This is a genomic window from Prevotella sp. MGM1 (assembly GCF_002933775.1).
GTDB lineage: Bacteria > Bacteroidota > Bacteroidia > Bacteroidales > Bacteroidaceae > Prevotella.
Genome location: NZ_BEWV01000213.1, coordinates 1 through 19,697, shown reverse-complemented (window position 1 = coordinate 19,697; position 19,697 = coordinate 1). Strand labels below are relative to the sequence as shown.

At 49.9% G+C, this 19,697-nt stretch carries 17 protein-coding genes; 5 read left to right on the top strand and 12 right to left on the bottom strand.

What is annotated here, in order from left to right; translation table 11 throughout:
• Window positions 1–566: 566 nt before the first annotated feature.
• Window positions 567–2,522, top strand: coding sequence for a hypothetical protein (locus tag MoGM_RS11190; RefSeq protein WP_104370134.1), 1,956 nt, complete (start codon window positions 567–569; stop codon window positions 2,520–2,522).
• Window positions 2,523–2,583: 61 nt separating this feature from the next.
• Entirely contained in the window at window positions 2,584–2,769 is a 186-nt protein-coding gene (locus tag MoGM_RS12825; protein WP_146078726.1) for a hypothetical protein, read from the top strand.
• A gap of 209 nt (window positions 2,770–2,978) precedes the next feature.
• On the opposite strand, the gene MoGM_RS11185 is transcribed toward MoGM_RS12825, so the two are convergent.
• The 5 genes from MoGM_RS11185 to prmC all read right to left on the bottom strand — a co-directional run bounded on the left by MoGM_RS11185 (window position 2,979) and on the right by prmC (window position 6,375).
• On the bottom strand, window positions 2,979–3,392 hold the full coding sequence (locus MoGM_RS11185) for a polyketide cyclase (protein ID WP_104370133.1): 414 nt from the start codon (window positions 3,390–3,392) through the stop codon (window positions 2,979–2,981).
• Between the two features lie 48 nt (window positions 3,393–3,440).
• Entirely contained in the window at window positions 3,441–4,073 is a 633-nt protein-coding gene (gene pyrE, locus MoGM_RS11180) for an orotate phosphoribosyltransferase (protein ID WP_104370136.1), read from the bottom strand.
• Between the two features lie 249 nt (window positions 4,074–4,322).
• Window positions 4,323–5,021 carry a ComF family protein gene (locus MoGM_RS11175; RefSeq protein ID WP_104370132.1) on the bottom strand — a complete coding sequence of 233 codons (699 nt, stop codon included), beginning with the start codon at window positions 5,019–5,021 and terminating at the stop codon, window positions 4,323–4,325.
• Window positions 5,021–5,485 carry a regulatory protein RecX gene (locus MoGM_RS11170; protein WP_104370131.1) on the bottom strand — a complete coding sequence of 155 codons (465 nt, stop codon included), beginning with the start codon at window positions 5,483–5,485 and terminating at the stop codon, window positions 5,021–5,023. The genes MoGM_RS11175 and MoGM_RS11170 overlap by 1 nt, the downstream gene beginning before the upstream one ends.
• Window positions 5,482–6,375, bottom strand: coding sequence for a peptide chain release factor N(5)-glutamine methyltransferase (gene prmC / locus MoGM_RS11165; RefSeq protein WP_104370130.1), 894 nt, complete (start codon window positions 6,373–6,375; stop codon window positions 5,482–5,484). The genes MoGM_RS11170 and prmC overlap by 4 nt, the downstream gene beginning before the upstream one ends.
• 128 nt (window positions 6,376–6,503) lie before the next feature.
• Between prmC and ribD the strand changes: the two genes are divergently transcribed.
• On the top strand, window positions 6,504–7,463 hold the full coding sequence (gene ribD, locus MoGM_RS11160) for a bifunctional diaminohydroxyphosphoribosylaminopyrimidine deaminase/5-amino-6-(5-phosphoribosylamino)uracil reductase RibD (RefSeq protein WP_104370129.1): 960 nt from the start codon (window positions 6,504–6,506) through the stop codon (window positions 7,461–7,463).
• 85 nt (window positions 7,464–7,548) lie between these two features.
• Here the strand turns inward: ribD and MoGM_RS11155 are convergent, their stop codons facing one another.
• Both MoGM_RS11155 and argS read right to left on the bottom strand, forming a co-directional pair.
• Complete coding sequence (locus MoGM_RS11155; RefSeq protein WP_371410531.1) at window positions 7,549–8,016, bottom strand: RNase H family protein; 468 nt, start codon at window positions 8,014–8,016, stop codon at window positions 7,549–7,551.
• A gap of 206 nt (window positions 8,017–8,222) precedes the next feature.
• Entirely contained in the window at window positions 8,223–10,043 is a 1,821-nt protein-coding gene (argS, locus tag MoGM_RS11150) for an arginine--tRNA ligase (RefSeq protein ID WP_104370127.1), read from the bottom strand.
• A 548-nt stretch (window positions 10,044–10,591) separates the two neighbouring features.
• Between argS and MoGM_RS11145 the strand changes: the two genes are divergently transcribed.
• Window positions 10,592–11,071, top strand: coding sequence for a T9SS type A sorting domain-containing protein (locus MoGM_RS11145; RefSeq protein WP_104370126.1), 480 nt, complete (start codon window positions 10,592–10,594; stop codon window positions 11,069–11,071).
• Window positions 11,068–12,426: a hypothetical protein gene (locus MoGM_RS11140; protein WP_104370125.1), complete on the top strand. Its 1,359-nt coding sequence runs from the start codon at window positions 11,068–11,070 to the stop codon at window positions 12,424–12,426. Before MoGM_RS11145 ends, MoGM_RS11140 begins: the two co-directional genes overlap by 4 nt.
• A 217-nt stretch (window positions 12,427–12,643) precedes the next feature.
• On the opposite strand, the gene MoGM_RS11135 is transcribed toward MoGM_RS11140, so the two are convergent.
• The 5 genes from MoGM_RS11135 to MoGM_RS11115 all read right to left on the bottom strand — a co-directional run bounded on the left by MoGM_RS11135 (window position 12,644) and on the right by MoGM_RS11115 (window position 19,559).
• Window positions 12,644–13,027, bottom strand: a complete 384-nt coding sequence (locus tag MoGM_RS11135) for a hypothetical protein (RefSeq protein ID WP_104370124.1) — start codon at window positions 13,025–13,027, stop codon at window positions 12,644–12,646.
• 233 nt (window positions 13,028–13,260) lie between these two features.
• Complete coding sequence (gene ispF, locus MoGM_RS11130) at window positions 13,261–13,746, bottom strand: 2-C-methyl-D-erythritol 2,4-cyclodiphosphate synthase (RefSeq protein WP_104370135.1); 486 nt, start codon at window positions 13,744–13,746, stop codon at window positions 13,261–13,263.
• Window positions 13,747–13,981: 235 nt separating this feature from the next.
• Window positions 13,982–15,160: a type IX secretion system outer membrane channel protein PorV gene (porV, locus tag MoGM_RS11125; protein WP_104370123.1), complete on the bottom strand. Its 1,179-nt coding sequence runs from the start codon at window positions 15,158–15,160 to the stop codon at window positions 13,982–13,984.
• Window positions 15,161–15,339: 179 nt separating this feature from the next.
• Entirely contained in the window at window positions 15,340–18,945 is a 3,606-nt protein-coding gene (gene porU / locus MoGM_RS11120; protein ID WP_104370122.1) for a type IX secretion system sortase PorU, read from the bottom strand.
• Window positions 18,942–19,559, bottom strand: a complete 618-nt coding sequence (locus tag MoGM_RS11115; RefSeq protein ID WP_104370121.1) for a fumarylacetoacetate hydrolase family protein — start codon at window positions 19,557–19,559, stop codon at window positions 18,942–18,944. Before MoGM_RS11115 ends, porU begins: the two co-directional genes overlap by 4 nt.
• Between the last annotated feature and the right edge of the window lie 138 nt (window positions 19,560–19,697).

Genomic DNA, 19,697 nt, shown 5'->3' with positions numbered 1-19,697 from the left:
TAAACGGGCGAGTTTTGAACAGCGTTTTGTAAATATTATTACCAACGTCCATAAGCGTTTTTTACATCCCGCATCTGTCATTTTTTTATATTATTCATATATCCGGAATCGCACTGATTGCATATCTGCAAGCTGTCGAATAAATTTATAACTGTACAAAAAACACATATAATATTTCTGCGTTCGGAAAATATTTCGTATATTTGCCAACCGAAAACGAATAACTATTTAACTGCTGACAAGCATACCGATGAACAACATTAAACCGTATACAGGCTGTCCGACGATTGTCGGTACAACCGCCCTAAGCCATAGGGGGGGGGTGGGTAAAAAGTTGTGACAACATTTCCATTTATGCCGTCAGCGGCAAACGAACCGACGGGTATGCACGCCACACAGAAAACCAAGCGTATTGCGCCGCAGACCCGAAAATAACCCGACAACACCGAAACACAAAGCATAGCGAAGCGAAAAGCTCCGCCCAACTGTCGTGTACGTACACCAGCGGCATACAAGACAGACACTCAACACTCAAAATTTATTCAATAACTAATAACTTAATCTTTATGAAAAGAAATTTACTTAAAACATTGCTCGTGGCCGTCGGATTGGCCATGGGGGTGACAAACATGTCTGCTGCATTAAAAACTGTATGGTCAATAGACTTTACAGAAATTGGCAAAAAATATTCAGACAAAACAGGCATTACCATTCTTACCGACAACACCATTAATGTCGGAAATACGGTATTAGGGACCTGCAAAGCAAATGAAGACGTTTTAGATACAAAATTTCTTTTGCAAACAGGAACGAACTGGTTACTAAGACAGTCAAACGGACTGTACCAAGCTAATGGTGGAGGTCGCGCATTCGGACTTTCCGACTGCAAAAAAGGCCAGAAAATAACCATAGAGGCAACAGGAGCACCAACCATTGGCTCCAATCTTACGGAAGAATCAAGCGGCAATACGTCTGTATTTACAGTACAAGAAGATGGAGCTGTCAAATTCAACTTCCCAAGATACCTATATATTAAAAGAATCATAGTAGAGGAAAATGAAATATCCGAAGATGCAAAACCAACAACTTATACAATCAAATTTGTAGATCAGAGCAACAATACAATAAAAGAAGATATACAAATAGAAAGTCACACCGGTGAAGAAGTAAGCGCAAGCGAATCTATGCTTAATTCATTTAATACGGATGACAAAAAGTACATATACGTAAGTGGTAATAATACTATCACATTGGTTGAGGATACCGAACAGAACATTATCACTCTCATTTTCCGTGAAGCTGCGACTTGGAACTATACCGTAAATACCGTTGTAGCAGGAAATACCAATAAAATCGCCGAAGGTTCTGACTTTGAAGAAGAGATTGCCTATGTAAACTATCCACGCTATTATAATATTGACGGAATCCTATATTCACATGAAGCCAAAGGTAACAACGGATATTATTCACATAGCTTCACGATAAAATCAAACAATCAAATAGAAAATATCAATGGATATCAAGCAGTAAAAGAGAATATAGTATATTATAATGAAGCTGAGTCTATCAACGGATTGACAATGTCTTCTGCCGCTAATTCAGACATCCGTTGCTCTAATGGAAAATGCGCTTACAACGCAAACGAGGAAGCTGTAGCAATCGTTACTCTACCAGCCGGCAAATATAGGCTTTATACTTCCATTTGGGGAAGTGCCGGAACTGAATTCATATTCAAAGCAAATGATGTAAAAATAGAATCTTCTTATATTTGTAGTGATAAAGATCCTGGTACAAGCGGATTGTTCGCAAGTAAAGGCTATATACAAGATTATGAAAGCAAAGAGTTTACACTCTCAACAGAGACAGCCATAACTCTTGAAACAACAACAGACGGAAGTCGTGGCATAGACTTTATCTATATCCAGAGAACAGGCGACGCCACAGAGACCGTATCAGTCACAGACGCAGGTATGGCTACATACTGCCCGGCGGTGGCATTGGATTTCACCGGCGCCACAAAGATTGCGGCATATAAGGCAAGTGTAAGCGGAAACACAGTGACACTGACTAAGGTCAGCACGGTGGCCGCAGGCGAGGGAGTGCTGATCCGCGCGCTCAATGACGCTGCGACTACGGAAGACATCGTCATAGCTGCCGAGGCCGAAAGCAATGCCGGAAACGACTTTACAGGCGTACAAGCTGAGACCACACTGAACGAGACCGATGGAGAATACACCAACTATGTGCTCTCGAAAGAGGGTGAGACCGTGGGCTTCTTCAAAGCCAGACCCGAAGCAGACGGAGGTACAAAGCTCGCGGCAGGCAAGGCATACCTGAAAGTGCTCACGACAAACGCCGCCAAAGGCATAAAGGTAATCTTCGACGGAGAGACCACAGGCATCGGCACGATAAAGGACAACACCGCGAAAGACAACGCAATATACAACCTCAACGGACAGCGTGTAGCCTCTCCAGAGAAAGGCCTGTATATCATGAACGGCAAGAAGATTATAGTGAAATAAACGGCAAGCGTACAATATCGGAATATAAAATCAACAAACAATAAATAAAAAAACAAGCAATATGAAAAAGCAATATATGACACCCCTAACAGAGGTAATGACGATAGAGACTGAACAGATAATGGCAGCAAGCATAATGTTCGACGAGAGCGGAAACACCGGCTCGGCCATATTCGGCGACGGACACGCGAGTGGCGAGGGTCTGTCGAAAGACCATCTCGACCTCTGGGGAGATGACGAAGAATAAAACGTTTTTTTAAAAAAGGTAGAGAGCTACCGGTTGGAGAATATGGTCTCGAGAGAGACTGGATTTAAAGAAAAACACAACGTTTGTTGTGATTAATTAAAAGTGAAAATGAAAATGCGGCTGCCCGTGATGGGCAGCCGCATTTTTATGTGCTATAAAACAATGTTTTCTCTCTCCACCGGCCTGTGGTATGGGAATGAGCCGCACGATTATTCGTAAGGCACCATCGCCAGCGCATCGGCGATTTTTTCAAGACCGTCGCGCAACGGCCCGGACACCATTCCCTTTATAAACGGGTTGATGTCGGCTTCGAGCGTTAACTTCATCTTGCTCGAAGTGTCGGTCACGGGCAGCACCTGTATCCACAGGTAGAAAGGGATTGGCGACTGTACGGCCTCAAACTTCACGCACTTCGGCTCCTCACGGTTTATTATCTGCATGCGCAACTCGCCCACGGGAGCCACGTTCACACTCACAGAGTCGTGGTCGAAACGGAAATCCTTGACCTTGTCTTCAGGCACGCGGTCGCGCACCTTCTCCAGATTTTCCAAGTTGCTGATACCATTGTACACCGCCGTCTGCGAATAAGGTATCTGCTTTATGCTGCTTTCAAATTTACTCATAGGACATAATTTTTAATTAACATGGTATTCCAGCCTGTCCGAGATATCTTACTTACGCCACTCGGCAGGATTGCTCCGCCACTCGTTAAGCACCTCTATGTCGGCATCGGCGATATAGCCTGTGGCCGCCGCGCGAGCCACCACATGCTCGTAGTCGGTAAGCGTCACGAGCTTCACACCGGCATCGGCAAACGCCTTCTCTGCCACCGGGAAGCCGTAAGTATAAGAAGCCACCATGCCCACTACATCGCAACCATGCTTGCGCAGAGCCTCAACGGCTTTCAGGCTGCTGCCTCCCGTGGAGATGAGATCTTCCACGACAACCACTTTTGCGCCGGGTTCGAGATCGCCCTCGATAAGGTTTTCCATACCGTGATCTTTCGGCTTGCTGCGCACGTAGGCAAAGGGCAGGTTCAGCTCGTCGGCCACCAGCGCCCCTTGGGCGATGGCGCCCGTCGCCACTCCGGCCACGGCCTCTACGCCGGGAAAGTTCTCCTGTATGGCATGGCACAGTTCGAGCTTCACGAAGGTGCGCAGGCCGGTATATGACAGAGTCTTGCGATTGTCGCAATAGAAAGGCGACTTCCATCCAGATGCCCATGTAAACGGATTACCGGGCTGCAACTTTATGGCTTTGATGTCGAGCAGTTTCGACGCGAAAATGTTTTTAATTGTATCCATATCTATTATATTTTGATGTTTATTTTCATTATCGTTCAGGCGGTGCGCATCGGTACATGCTTGCGGTCCGGAGCGCTGCCGCTTACGGACATCAACCGTATACGCATGCAAAATTACACAAAATATGCGAGATTAAGCATCGGCGGAGTGAAGAAAGGACAGACGTAGGAAAAAGAAAGGCTGTCTCTCAAATAGAGGAATACATACAACAGACCGCCAAAAGCCGGCTTCCTTGCTTCAAGCTGCCGTTCAACCATGTGAAAACGACAGCGCAAGCACACTGACAGTGACACCATCCGCCTCACTGACGGCACGGACACAAGACATCATCGTGGCTCCCGACGTTATGACATCGTCGACAAGCAGAACATGGCGGCCGGCTATACGCCCAGGGGCTTTCAACCGGAAGGTGCCCTCCACGTTGTCCATTCTCTGCCCACGGCTCAGTTTTGTCTGGCTCACCGAGAACCCCTTGCGCTCAACAACGGCCGCATCAACAGGCAGGCCGGCTACCTCCGCCACTCCAAGGGCAAGTTCCTCACTCTGGTTGTAGCCTCTCGCACGGCGGCGCTTGCGGGTCAACGGTATGGGAACTATGATGTCGATACCGTCGAAAAAGCCGTCGGCCGCAAGCTCGGCCGCCATCATCCGCCCCATATACCGGCAGGCTCCCACATCTCCACGATACTTCATCTCATATACGATGGCGGCCGACTCTGCTTTCGGCCTGAAGAAAATAAACGCCGACGCTTTCATGACCGTCACCCGTCCCCAGAACAGCCGGGCCACAATATTGTCTTGCGGACGGGCATGATAACCGGTGCGCGGCAGATGAAGGACACACGACGAGCAGATAAAACGCTCCGAAGCCGCCAGCCGGGAGCCGCACACGGCACACGCACGGGGAGCGACCAGGTCGAGCAGACGGGTGAGAAAGCTTATACGCATCACTCCTCCGGGCAATCGACGCAATGCCTGATAATATCCATTGTAAAGCCGCGCCCCATGGCAAAACGCATCAGCTTCATGTTCATCTCATAGTCGCCAGACGCCTTTATGCCCTTGCGCTTGCTTTGAAGGAGAGGTCGCAGCACGGCTATATACTCTCCGTCGTCGACCTCATCGAGCACCATGCGGCGTATATCGTCGTCTATCCGCTTCTGCCAGAGAGCCTGCTCTATCTTGCGCCGGCCCCACTTGCCGTATTTAATCTTGTCTGCTACAAAGGCACGGGCATAGCGCTCATCGTCCACGAACTTTCCGTCGGTGAGATATTCCATCACTCTTGCCTGCTCATCGTCCGTCAACTCCCAGCGGCGCATCTTCTCCCGCATCTCGTGGGCGCAGTGCTCACCCCGCGCACAGAGGCTCGTCAGCCTCAACAGAGCATCTTTTTCTGTAATCTTGGTCATTTGTCTTTATGGGGTTTGATGATATTTGATTCTTCGCCAACCGTCTTACATGCCACGGCGAAACGCTCCTTGCCGTACCCGTCTTCCACTATGCGCACACGGCCGAAGCCCATGCCGCGCAGCATGACAGCAAGCTCATCGGAATATATCGGGTTTATCTCAAAATACAGCCTGCCGCCCGGCTTGAGAGCCTTCACGGCATAGGCGGCGATAGAACGATAGAACAGCAGCGGATTGTCATCGGGCACAAAGAGCGCGGTATGAGGCTCGTGCTCAAGCACATTACGCTCCATTGACACACGCTCATTATCACATATATACGGCGGGTTGCTCACTATCACATTCCATTTGTCCGCATCGTCGGGCGGACTCAACGCGTCTTGAAGCGCAAAGAGCACATTCGCGCCAAGCCCACCGGCATTACGCTCCGCTATGGACAGCGCCTCGCCGGATATATCCCATGCCGTGACCGACGCTCCGGGAATATCGGCCGACAAAGTGACGGCTATACAACCGCTGCCCGTACCGATGTCGAGGACCGAAAATGGAGAAAAGGTGGACGGTCTGTCGTCAGCGCTATCACCCACCACCATCCTCACAAGCTCCTCCGTCTCCGGCCGCGGAATGAGCACGCCGGGAGCCACACGGAACGTGCGCCCGCAGAAATCGGCACAGCCGAGAACATACTGCACAGGCTCGGCGGCAGACAGGCGGACGATGATTTTTTCGAGTTCGAGACACTCGTCTGCGCTTAATTGTGTAACTTTGCCACAGTAAACATCGGTAGCCGACAAGCCGAAACGCATGTCGAGCACATACCTGACGATGGCTTTCGCCTCGCCTTGGGCATATATCGGAGTCAGCTTACGCCACAGTTCTTCGTATGTCATGATATGCAAAGGTAGTAAAAATATGCGCAACGGCGATGAAACGGATTGCCAAAAGCGACCGGACAGGCGGGAGAAGGCATCAAAAACAGGTTGCCGGCGACAACTGAAATCGATAGAGAAGATAAGCGATGAGCAGAATAACGGAAGATGAAAGATACATGCGCCGATGCCTGCAACTGGCACGTTGCGGGCTGATGGAGGCGAGGCCGAACCCAATGGTGGGCGCAGTGATAACGCACCGTGGAAGAATTATCGGTGAGGGCTACCACATAAGATGCGGCGAAGGACATGCCGAGGTGAACGCGTTCGCCTCGGTCAGACCGGCAGACGAACAGCTGCTGGCCGAAGCCACGATATACGTAAGCCTCGAACCGTGCGCCCACCACGGCAAGACACCGCCATGCGCCGAACTGATAATAAAGAAAGGCGTGCGACGGGTGGTGGTTGGATGCACCGATCCTTTCGCCCGCGTACAGGGCCGCGGCATCGAGATGATACGCCGTGCCGGGATTGAAGTGACGGTGGGAGTGCTCGAAAGCGAGTGTGCCGAGTTGAACAAACGCTTCATGACATACCACAGCGAGCACAGGCCTTACATCATACTCAAATGGGCACAGACATCAAACGGATATATAGACGACAACTTCCGGCCCACGGCCATATCCAATGCGTTCACCAGCATGCTCAGCCACAGACTGCGGGCTGAGAACGACGCCATTCTCGTGGGACGAACGACGGCCGAACGGGATCGCCCCGCACTGAACGTGCGGCACTGGACCGGGCGTGACCCAATGCGGATAACGCTCGGCCACGACACAGACCTGCACAGCCTGATGGACGACCTGCACGGCAAGAGCATACAGTCGCTGATCGTTGAGGGCGGAGCAAAAACACACCGATCGTTCATCAGTGAGGGACTGTTCGACGAGATAAGGGTAGAGATATCGCCGGCAACAGTAACGGGAGGTACACACGCTCCCACCCTGCCCGACGGCATAAGGCTGTGTGAACAACGGCAATACGACGGAAACATAATTGCCACATACAGACGGACGGAACATAAAAACGGCAATACGACGGAAACGTAATTGCCACATACAGACGGACGGAACATGAAAAAACCGTTGCAAAACCGATGTGAACGGTTTTTTGCAACGGTTTTGCACGTTATCGTTATTTCCTTCCGAAGTCGGCGGGCACCTCGCCCCACTTCTTCGTTTCCCATTTTATTATCGGGTTGGTATAACTATGGGTAGCCAACCAATGCTCCGCACGCGCTATCACCCCGAACAGCTTTTCCGTATCGGCGTTGCGCTCGAGCTTTGTCTTACACTTACGCTTGCTCACCCACAGTATGGCATTATAGCTATCGGAATATATCGCCTTGTTTATTCCCTGCTGCCGCATAAGCGCCAAGGCATGAACAATGGCAAGAAACTCACCGATATTGTTCGTTCCGTGCACCGGGCCGTAGTGGAATACCTGTTGTCCGGTGGCAAGATCGATGCCTCTATACTCCATAGGTCCGGGATTACCGCTGCAAGCGGCATCCACGGCCCATGCGTCGGCACGCACGTCTAAATGAAGTGGCAGTACTGTGTCGTGCCGCCAGTCGGGCGGATTGATCGGCATGTCGGGCATATTGAATTCTATTTTATGGAAGTTAAGGAATTAAGAAGTTAAGCCAAATGCTTTAAGTGTATGATTACGAACGATGAGCAAGAAGATGTCATGACCTCCAAATCTTAAAAGCTATGGCATCCCCCCTTGCTCCTCTAATTTCACATGACAAAGCATTTGGCTTAACTTATTAACTCCCAAACCTAATATATTAATTCCTAAAAAAACTACATCCTCTCAGGCACCTCAATACCCAACAGCGACATGCCGTTCTTTATAACCTTTGCCACATTGCGGGCGATAACGAGACGCATGAGTTTCTTGTTACCGTCTTCTTCCCTCAATATGCTGTAATCATGATAGAACTGGTTGAACTCTTTTGTCAACTCATAGCAATAGTTGGCAATGCCGCTCGGACTGTAATCCTTGCCGGCCTGAGCCACAACGGCGCCATAGTCGTTCATCTTCTGGATGAGGGCTATCTCCTTTTCATTCAGGTCTGTTGAGATACCGGCCGCAGGAATAGCCGCATCCAGACCGGCCGCGGCCGCCTTGCGCATGATACTGCGTATACGGGCGTATGTGTACTGAATGAAAGGCCCTGTGTTGCCGTTAAAGTCAATAGACTCCTCGGGATTGAAAAGCATGTTCTTACGGGCATCGACTTTCAGTATGAAGTATTTCAACGCTCCCATGCCCACAACGCGGGCAATCTCGGCACGCTCGCCCTCTGTCATGTCATCGAACTTGCCTGCCTCCTCACTTGTGCGGCGGGCATCGGCCACCATCAGTTCCATAAGGTCGTCGGCATCTACCACCGTGCCCTCGCGGCTCTTCATCTTACCGTTCGGCAGTTCCACCATTCCGTATGAGAAATGTACCAACTCGCGGCCCCACTTGAAGCCGAGACGGTCGAGCAGTATCGAAAGAACCTGGAAATGATAGTTCTGCTCGTTGCCAACCACGTATATCATCTTGTCTATCGGGAAATCCTTGAAACGCATCTCGGCAGTGCCGATGTCCTGGGTCATATACACGCTGGTGCCGTCGCTGCGCAGAAGGAGCTTCCGGTCGAGTCCCTCGTCGGTGAGGTCGGCCCACACGCTGTTGTCCTCGTGACGCTCGAAGAGACCTTTCGCAAGTCCCTCTTCCACTTTGGCCTTACCCTTAAGATATGTCTCGCTCTCGTAATATATCTTGTCGAAACCAACGCCCATGGCTTTGTATGTCTCGTCGAAGCCGGCATACACCCAGTCGTTCATCTTCTTCCACAGGGCGCGCACCTCGGGGTCGTTATTCTCCCACTTCACGAGCATGTCGTGAGCCTCCTTTATCAGCGGAGCCTCTTCCTTGGCTTTCTTCTCGGCCGCCTCGGCCTCCATGCCTTCCATGAGATACTGTTCTTTAAGCGAGGCCACCTCCTTGCGATAATGTTTGTCGAAAGCCACATAATAGTCACCAATGAGATGGTCGCCTTTCTTGCCGCTTGTCTCCGGTGTCTCACCGTTACCGTATTTCAGCCATGCCAGCATAGACTTGCAGATATGTATGCCACGGTCGTTTACGATGTTGGTCTTCACCACCCTGTTGCCGTTGGCCTCCATTATGCGGGCGAGACTCCAACCGAGCAGGTTGTTGCGCACGTGGCCGAGATGGAGCGGTTTGTTGGTGTTGGGAGACGAGTATTCAACCATCACGAGCGGCGAATCGGCCTTGACCTCACGGTGCCCGAAAGTGTCGGCCGAGTCGATGTCGGCCAGCAGGTCGAGCCATGCTCCGCATGCTATACATAGATTCAAGAAACCCTTCACCACATTGAACGACGCCACCGCCGGGCAGTGCCCGACAAGATACGCTCCAATCTCGGTGGCAGTATCCTCCGGCTTCTTCTTCGACATCTTCAAGAAAGGGAATACCACGAGAGTAAGATTGCCCTCAAACTCCTTCTTTGTCTTCTGCAACTGCACCATTGCCTCCGGCACTTCCTGGCCGTAGAGAGCCTTGACGGCTTCGAGCGCGGCTCCGCAAATTTGCTTTTCTATACTCATATTCTTATTTTATTATTGTCTTTTCTTTAATTCTGTAATCGAATGTTACGACTGCAAAGGTACTTAAAAAATATGACATACAAAAAGATGCACACAATAACCTACCGACCACAAGAAAACCGTTTATAAAAAATCATTTCACCAAACAGCCATGAATCAACATAACAGAAAACCGCCGAATACCCGATCACCTTGAGAATTGAAATCAGGCGGCCGAAGAAACACGGGGTCCAGAGCCTCCTGCGCAATGACTTTATTTTTACGTATTGCACCAAACCTGCCCGGTCCGGCCGACCCACAAAACTGCATATCGATTTACATGGCAATGACACGTAAGCCCCAAAAAGCATCGCAATAACGATGAGAACGGTTCAAAATGAACATTACGAAACCGACACACGAACAAATTGCAATGATTTTTCACAATTATTTCACAAAAAATTAAACTTTAAAAGAGAATTAATGTATATTTGTCACCGAAAATATGATTTAAAAGTGAAGAGTGAACCAACGGTATACTCGGAACGGAAACAAAAAAAACAACAATTATGAACAAAAAGACTACTATTGCGGCAGTTGCCATGCTGGCGATGGCAGGAGTCACGGCCACGGCACAGACACAGGTCGTGGTGACGAAGCACAGCGGCGAGCAACAGAAGTTCGAACTGGCTGACATCGGCAAGTTCTACTTCGACGAAAGCGCGATGAATGTTGTCACGCTGCCGGCAAAGACCGTAACGGCCTTGAACCTCGCCGACCTTGTCTGCATTAAGTTTGTGAACAAGACCGATGCCATCGACAACATCACCGGCAACGACAACCAAAACATCAGGTTTGCTTACGACGGCAACATGCTGTCAGCAAGCGGAATCAGCGAAACCGCCCAGGCCTCCATTTTCAGTGCAGACGGCAGGAAAATGATGGGTACGGAACACTGGGACGGCACACCCGTTGAAACATCCACCCTGCCCAAAGGCGTATATATATTCAAGGTAAACAACAACACATTTAAATTCATAAAGAAATGAAAAAATATATCTTACTACTCATTATGGCTCTCATAACACTGGCAGCCGACGCACAGACCGCAGAGCCGAACAGAATGATTGTCTTCAACAAGCAAGGACGGTTCAAGTCATGGAACATCAACGATATAGACAGCGTGGGATTCTTCAGGACAGAAGGCCGTGTGGCCGCCGACGTGAAAGTGAACAAATTCGCGAAAGGACAAGCCGGCCAGAGCGATACCCTGTGGATTGAGGCTATCAAGACCGAGGCATGCCGCACGTTCAAAATAACCGTGATACCGACAAACACCGCAAATACACTCACAACCGACCTGATAGCAGCAACATTCATAGAAGAGAACGGTGGCATCGGCCCATTTACGGATGACTTCCCCAACGGACAGATGACCGGTTTTGAGACACCTTTCAAGTCAGGAACGTCTTACACCGTGATGACAGTGGGTTACGATGGTTACGGAACGGCCTGTGAGGCTTCAAAGGCCGAATTTACAGTACCTCAAGTTCCGCTTATCGGCAATCCCGACGTGGCATACACTTTCACTGACATCACTCCAACCTCGTTCAAGTGCAAGTTCACCCCCAACGAAGACGTGGCCGCATACGCCATCTGCCAGTTCAATAAAGGCGATGCACAGAATCAGTTTGAGATGTGGGGACCGATGATGGGCTTCGACAATATGGGCGACATGATCAAGCAATTCAGCCAGGTATCGTTCGACGGTGAGTATGAGACTGAATGGAAGAATCTGAAACCAAACACCGACTACGAAGTCGCGATACAGGCATGGGACGCCAACGGCACATACGCCCCGATAATCTACGCATACGTGACAACAGCCTCACAGGGGGGACCGGGCGAGGCTAAGGTTGACATAACAATCGGTGAGTTCGGCCAAGAAGGAGGTGAATACTACCAATGGATCAAATTCACACCAAATGACCAGACTTTCGTTTACCACCTGGTAGTGGCCGAAAACAAAGAAGAAGACACAAGTGCCCAGGATCAGGAGATAGAAAACTATCTGAAAAACGAGAAAAATCCGAACTATCCCCCAATGTTTGACGATCCGAACTGGGATGTAATAGGAGAAGACAACGACCGTTGGGCACTTGAACCGAACAAGACCTACACCGCTTATGCAATAGCGATGAACGCCAATAAAGAGTGGGGACCGTTCACAAAGGTTAAGTTCACCACACCTGACGTGGCAAACGCTCCAAGCACAGCAAAAGCCAAGAAAGCGGACAAGCACGCCACACGTTTCGGCAAAAAGATTGATACCGGACAGATGATGACTGCCCCCAAAATCATGTTACCGGCAAAGAAAACAGGCATGCGGTTGATTAACAAATAACCCAGACCGGCTGTTAAAGATACAGACAAACATGCAATAAAGCCGTTAAGCCGATGAAAAGGCACAACGGACATCAAAAAAACGGGGCTCGCTTCATAGTATTGAAGTGAGCCCCGCTTTTATAATATAATAAATGTATTTGTCTGATTACATGCACATCCCGCCGCTCCGAATGACTTACAAGAAAGTGGAACGGGCGGCGACATATATTGCGGCACTATCCCAACCGTTGCTTCAAGTCGGATATTTTTGCAATGCGGTCCATGTCGTATGTCTTATCATGCCTGTCTACAAACATGAAAAGGGCAAGAGCCTTGTCGAGCAGCATCCTGCGCATGGGGCCGGTCTTCAAGTCGGCCTCGACATAGTACAATCTGGCGAGCATCTCCATGCGCGGCAGTCTCTCGTCTTCAGGAAACTGCCCGAAGCTGTCCATGACATCTTCCAATGCCGCCGTGTGATAAAACTCATAAGGGCCTACATAGCCGTTATACATATGCTGTATTTCTTCCTGTTGCTTCCTCACACTCTTATTCAGCAGTAGAGCGACAGCCTCTCCAAACTCACGTACAAGGCGCATTATATAGTCTTTCTCCAGCATAACACCATCTTTCTTTACTTAAACACCGACGCTTTACTATGGTATAAACATACTTCCGCAAGCATCCACAGCTATTCGTATACGGCACAAAGATACGTTTTTTTATCCTTACAGCCTATCATTTTACTATTAAGTTTCATTTCATACTTCACGTTGGAACATAAAAAAGCGCAAAAAACATAATGTTTCCCGCGCCTTATGATTTTAGCTACAAAGACAAAAAATACCGAAAGTCAACAGTCTTTCGTTATCAAAGCCACAGCGTACGCACTTATTCCTTCCTCACGGCCGGTAAATCCGAGACGCTCGGTGGTAGTGGCCTTGATGGAAATACAGTCCTCATCCGTTCCCATGACCTCGGCAAGACATTTACACATCGCCGGTATATGCGGATTCATCTTCGGACGCTCGGCACATATCGTACAATCTATATTACCCACGGAGTAACCTTTGGATGCTATGAGACCGATTGTCTTGCGGAGCAATATCTTGCTGTCTATATTGAGAGTATCCTCCGATGTGTCGGGAAAATGGTAGCCGATGTCACGCATATTGGCCGCACCCAGCAGGGCATCGCACACGGCATGTATCAGCACATCGGCATCGCTGTGTCCGAGCAGGCCATGAGTATGGTCAATCTTTATACCGCCCATCCAGAGTTCGCGGCCCTCTACGAGCTTGTGCACATCGAAACCGAAACCTATTCTGTAACCGTTCATAATCATATTGTTTACCGCCAACAGGCGAATTTCATTACCATTAAAATAACATTACCATTGTTTATAAGCGATATGATTATCACTCAAAGGCTACATGGCTGCCATACGGAAGTAAAATGACACTCAACATAAAACGGAATGATACTCATCCGAAGGCAAAATAATGTCCTGCCAGACGGGATATAACACCCGAATCCAAAGACTGACGTATCAGCATGTCCCGGTAAAAGGCATCTTACCGTCTGAAGAGGTCTTTAATGCCATCCATATCAAACGCCAAAGAAAAGCGCAGGGTCTGGTCGAGCGGGTTGCTCTGCGCCGTGGAAATCACATATCCCACGTCAAGCGAAAACACATTCATCCGGAAACCGCCTCCGAGAGTGAAATACTTCCTGTTTCCTTTACTCTCGCTCTCATGATGATAACCGGCACGCAGAGAGAACTGATCATGATAAACATATTCGGCTCCCACGCTCCACTGTATCTCCTCAAGTTCTTCCTTGAATCCACCGGGGGCATCACCGAAACTCTTGAATATACCTGATATCGAACCGACATCACTATATTCGCGGATTACACGGTCCTGATAGTCAGACGCGCTCTCGCCTTCCATCTGCTTCGGCACCGTGGGCACGAGCAGTTTGTTGGCGTCCGCCGCTATGGTGAAACGGTTATACTCGTCTATCGGCACCATCAGCGCCGCTCCGATACGGAGGTTTGCAGGAATAAACTGGCTGCGGTCATCGCCGTAATAGGTTATCTTGCTACCGATATTGCTTATATTCATACCCAGACCGAGCTGACACTCACGGCTGCCAATGTTCAGATAGTTATTATAGTACATGGCAAGGTCGGCGGCAAAGGCTGACGCAGGCGAAGAATCTTCAGAATAGTCATAACGCAGGTCGGAGTAGATCCAGCGTATCGCGGCGGCTATCGAGAACTTCTCGCTCAGCATCAGCGAGTAAGCCACGTCCATAGACATCTCGTAAGGCTTGACACTCATATCGCCTTCACCGTCGGAACCTACGTCGGTGAACACCTCACCGAGAGAGAAATATCTGATAGAACCTGACACCGCACTGTAATCTCCGATACGATAATAGCCGGTAACATAGGCCAGATCGATGTCGCTCACAAGCTGACGCAGCCATGGGGTGTAATTGAGCGACACTCCGGCACGGCTGATACAGAACGGGTATTTGGCCGGGTTCCAGAACTGGGACGTCACATCCGGGTCGGTAGCCGCACCCACATCACCCATACCGGCCGCACGTGCGTCGGGGGCAATGGTCTGTGAAATCACGGCATGCTCCACCGGATTGAATTGTTGCAATTTATCGTCTTGCGCCTCTGCACAAAGGCAAATGAGCGTCAACGCCGAGAGTATGGATATTCTGAGTCTGCTGTTCATCTGTGATATTATGGTTTGTAATTTACGAAATGGTTTATTATTAAGATGCCGCACCACCGATTATGAATTGCGAAACCGCCGATTATAAATTGTCGGATTTGCAGGGCATAAATCTCCTGATGATTGATTATAATTCATGAAATGTTCATAAACACTAATCTATAAACGTGGCGACAGGCCTATTTATTGCTTATTACAATCAATTTCTTGGCCTTTGAAGTGTAGGAGCTGCCATCGCCCGAGATATTCACCCGATACAGATATACCCCCGTGCCAAGCGGCCGTCCGCCGTCGATGGTGAGGTCCCAGTCTATCGTCATCGTATTGTCTGCCTGCATTCCGTCTCTCGCATGCGTCCAAAGCAAGCGTCCCGACATGTCGAATATCTCTATCAACGCATTCACATGGCATCCCGCACGGTCATGCACTATGCGGAACGATGTGGACGTTGTGGCGGGATTGCGTGTGCAATCGACATTGATGATATTAGGACCAAGCCCTTCCACGACATTGAACGTAAGCTCTGCCACAGACGAATTGTTGAGGATATCCCACGCCCGGAAAAGCAATCTATGGCGCCCCGGCTCCAATCTGGGTATACTGTAACCGAGAGTTCCGTTCTTATAGCTTCCGAAATCGTATGTGAAACAATCGTTGAGATTATACGTTTTCGACATATCTCCGTCTATTATAAGTTCAAGATCATGGCCTATTCCGCCACCGGAAGAGTTTATTCCGCTCTCATCGTATATCTCGGCAAAGAAATGCGGCGTGGGATTGACATTATCACCGTTGGTAAACGCTGTCGAATTAAGATAACAATATATCGACGGGCCTATCGAGTCGGCGGCGGCCTCTACCGAGCCGTTGAGCATGAAGCCGTCGTTCGAGCCGTGAGCGGTCTTCGTCTTGTCGCCGTTTACGGCATAAATGATTATCTGCCCGTTTCCATTCTTGTATTTAATGTCTTTCGGAATGATAAAAGAGAATTCGATACGACCGTCTCTCACGCTATCCGCTCCATGAAAGATTATGCCGGTACGGTCTTCATACTTAAACGCCCTTGACGTGTTTCCGGTCTCATTGGCACGGCATACGATTGTCTCTTTGATGTCTTTCACCGTGGCTGCCATGACTCCCTTGAAGTCTGTCAGCGTATGTCCCTTGTCTTTCACATGGGCAATCACGGTCACGGCCTGGCCGGCCTTAAGGGTGACCGGCTCGCTGCCGTCGGCTTTCTTTCCTCCGATACTGTCTATCTCGACCGCGAATGTGGGCTTGCACAGTTTCAAGGCCGGGTCTCCCAAAAGCGCGAAATGCAGCTTATTGTCTGTATAATCATTGGAGTATCCTCCCGAGGAAGGGCTTACCATGTCATTCTTGGCTCTGCGAAGGGCCTCTCCTATCGAGATGTTCTCATCCGCATTACCGAACATTTCTATGATGAACGCCTTGTTGAGATATTCGTTATAGTTGGCATATACCGTGCGTGTGGTGCCGATGAATGCCACGGCGCCACCGTTTCTGTTCAGCATTGCCGTCTCACCGATATTGCTTTCCTGCCCGTCGAACGGCATTATATCGCATGCGGCGGTAAACCATAAGGGCAGATTTGCTGTCGAAGTACTTGCGAAATCGTGCAGTTTCACCACCTGCTCATGCGACAACAGCACCGGCGAGCCGTGTCCTGTATAGTTAATCAGAAGCGCGCCATCCGTCATATACTGCCTTACGGCACGCTCAACATCAGGATATCTCGAGCCCGTCGATGATGTCTCACGCTTGTATGCGTCCCACATTATTTTCTTGATGTCAAAACTCTGAGACCTTGCCTCCAACGTGCCGGCCGTTTTGTCCGCTCCGTCCATGTGTATGTTGTTGTCTCCGTCGTCGCCAAGAAAAACGGTCGTGTTCTGCCATGAGCCGGCTGTGCGGTTGCCGATATACGCCTCAATCTTGTCTATAATGACAGAAGCCTCTTCCGGGGTACGGACCGGCAACCGTCCGACAGCCACATCAGGCTTACCCCTGAAATTATACCGGTCGGCATCAGGATTTTCAACAGACTCCGTTTCCGTTCCGTTGAATATCCTTTCACCGTCATCGAGCAGGCAGAAGAAATCGTCGGAGATATAGCTGTGCGTCTTGCTCACCGAGTTCCTGCTCTGAAACGATAGCAGGAAATCATCGGGAGAGTAGTTACGCCATGTGGAGGTAAGCATCCTGTTGTCCCATGCCGCATCGCCAAAGAGCAACAGATACTTGGGCGCGTCATCATCGGTCGCCGCCCTGTCGTAGAGCATTTTCATATATCTGCGGTAAGCCGTGGCATCCGGCGTGCCGCTCGAGAACTCGTTGTACAGCTCATCTGCCGGCACTATGCGCACCCTCATGCCGTCGTTAAGCTCATGTATGGCTTTCAAGCGCTCGGCTTGCGCACGCATCTTCTGTGTCGTCGGAATTATTATCACCATGTCGGCCGGGCCGTCCGCATGCAAATCCTGATTGGTGATGCGGTGCACATACTCCGGCACCGGCATGTCGTCTACCGCCGGATCGGGCACCGCCCTGGGCTTGTAGGTATGCAATGTCATATAGTCCAGACGCATGACACCGCCCCGTGTCTGCGTTATTGTAATCTTGTTGGCTGGTTTCAGGTTGAGCACGTCAAGCACCACACTGCCCCTATTGGCCAAGCCATTGGGGTCTTTGGTTGTCCCTACGGTAATCGTCCCGGCCAGGCTGTCGTTCACATGTATGGTGGCGGCAGACGACACATCGGCCGTCATCACCACCCTCAGCCTTCCGACAGCCGACGGTCCGGCTGCGTCAAGCGAATAATCATTAGGCGTGTTTACGGTAAACACCCGTGAATCATAAAGGTTGCGACCGCTGTGATACCACGAATAGTCGTCTACCTCATACAGCGTGTTATAGTCCTCGCCTGCCGGATAAAAACCGCCGAAAAAGGCCGCGCTGTCCGCAGTGAGTGCCTCGCCGTCGCTTTCGGTGATGAAATAATATCCGTAGTCCGAATAAGGATTGCGCTCACGGTCGTTACCATCAACCCATCGCACCGGGCCTCGGGCATAGAAAAAACGCTTGCCGCCGGCTGTATACGTAGCCACTTGCCGCAGGTCGTCCGTCGCCGCGAGATAATCACCGTCCAACCGCTCCGGCTGCATGTATCCGCCATATCCGTAAACCCTGATCTTCGACATGTCTGAAAATCCGGCCTGGCGTATAAGGGCATCCGAGAGATGATATACTCCGCTTGCCGGCACACGGATTTTCGCCCATGTCCCGCTCCCGAGCACAGAGTGCCCGGCATATCTTTCTGCCGGAGCGTTATAGCGCATTGACTTGCCTACCCCCCGAACGGCGTTCTTTGCGGGCAGTGCTTTAAAGGATAGCATGAAACTGACGAGCTTCTTGTATCTGCCGTCACGAAACACAAGCGGCACGAACGACACGTCGAGCGAACCGCGTTTGCGCGATACCGATACCGACACATTCACCTCAGGAAGCTCCGGAGGCAGGTCGCCCGTGATTTTACGGTATTTATCTATATCGTCATCGGCCATGTCGATAAACTCGGGATACTCTATTTTCACGTCGTATACCGAGTCCGGATAATGATAACCGAGGTCTTTCGAATAACTGAAATGAGGCAAGAGGGTGTCTATCCTGACTTGCTCAGCCGTCAGGTTGAAAAACTCCTGCGCAGCCGTTTTCACGATACCGCACAGAAATATGGCAAATATCAGGATTTGTCTTTTCGTCATTTACAGTTGAATTCCAGTACTTTTCTGTCTTCTATATATCCCGTCAGACGGTCGTCGATATGCACCGGCCCTATTCCGGCAGGCGTTCCCGTGTATATGATGTCACCGGTCTTCAAGGTGAAAAATCTGCTTATATAGGCCACGAGCTCGTCTATGCGGAAGAGCATGTCGCTCGTACAGCCTTCCTGTACCGTCTGTCCGTTTATGTCGAGATGGAAACGCAGGGCTTGTATGTCCCTGAACTTATCCTTGCCGACCCACTCCCCGATGGCCGCCGAGCCGTCAAACCCCTTGCATAAGTCCCATGACAGCCGGGCATCACGCAGTTTTTTCTGCAAATCGCGTGCCGTAAAATCTATTCCCACCGTCACGGCATCGTAATAGCGATGGGCGAATTGCTCGGGAATACTCTTGCCGAGGCGGCATATACGTACCACAATCTCGGTCTCATAGTCTACCCGCCCCATCCAGTCAGGAATGAAAAACGGTTTCTTGTCTTTCAGCAATGCGGAGTCGGCCTTGGTGAATATAACAGGACTCTCCGGTTTATATAACGCTCCGTCCAGCTCTTTATTGTGCTGGATATAGTTCATTCCTACCGCAAATATTTTCATAATTCGTTTTGTTTTGAAAGTTTTTTAAGACGTTATGCAAGTGGTTTTTGGAAGTTAAGAAAGAATTTTGGGGGAAGTGAAGAAAGGGATTTTGGAAGTTAAAGGAGGAATTTTTAGAAGTTAAAGAAGTGAAGGAAG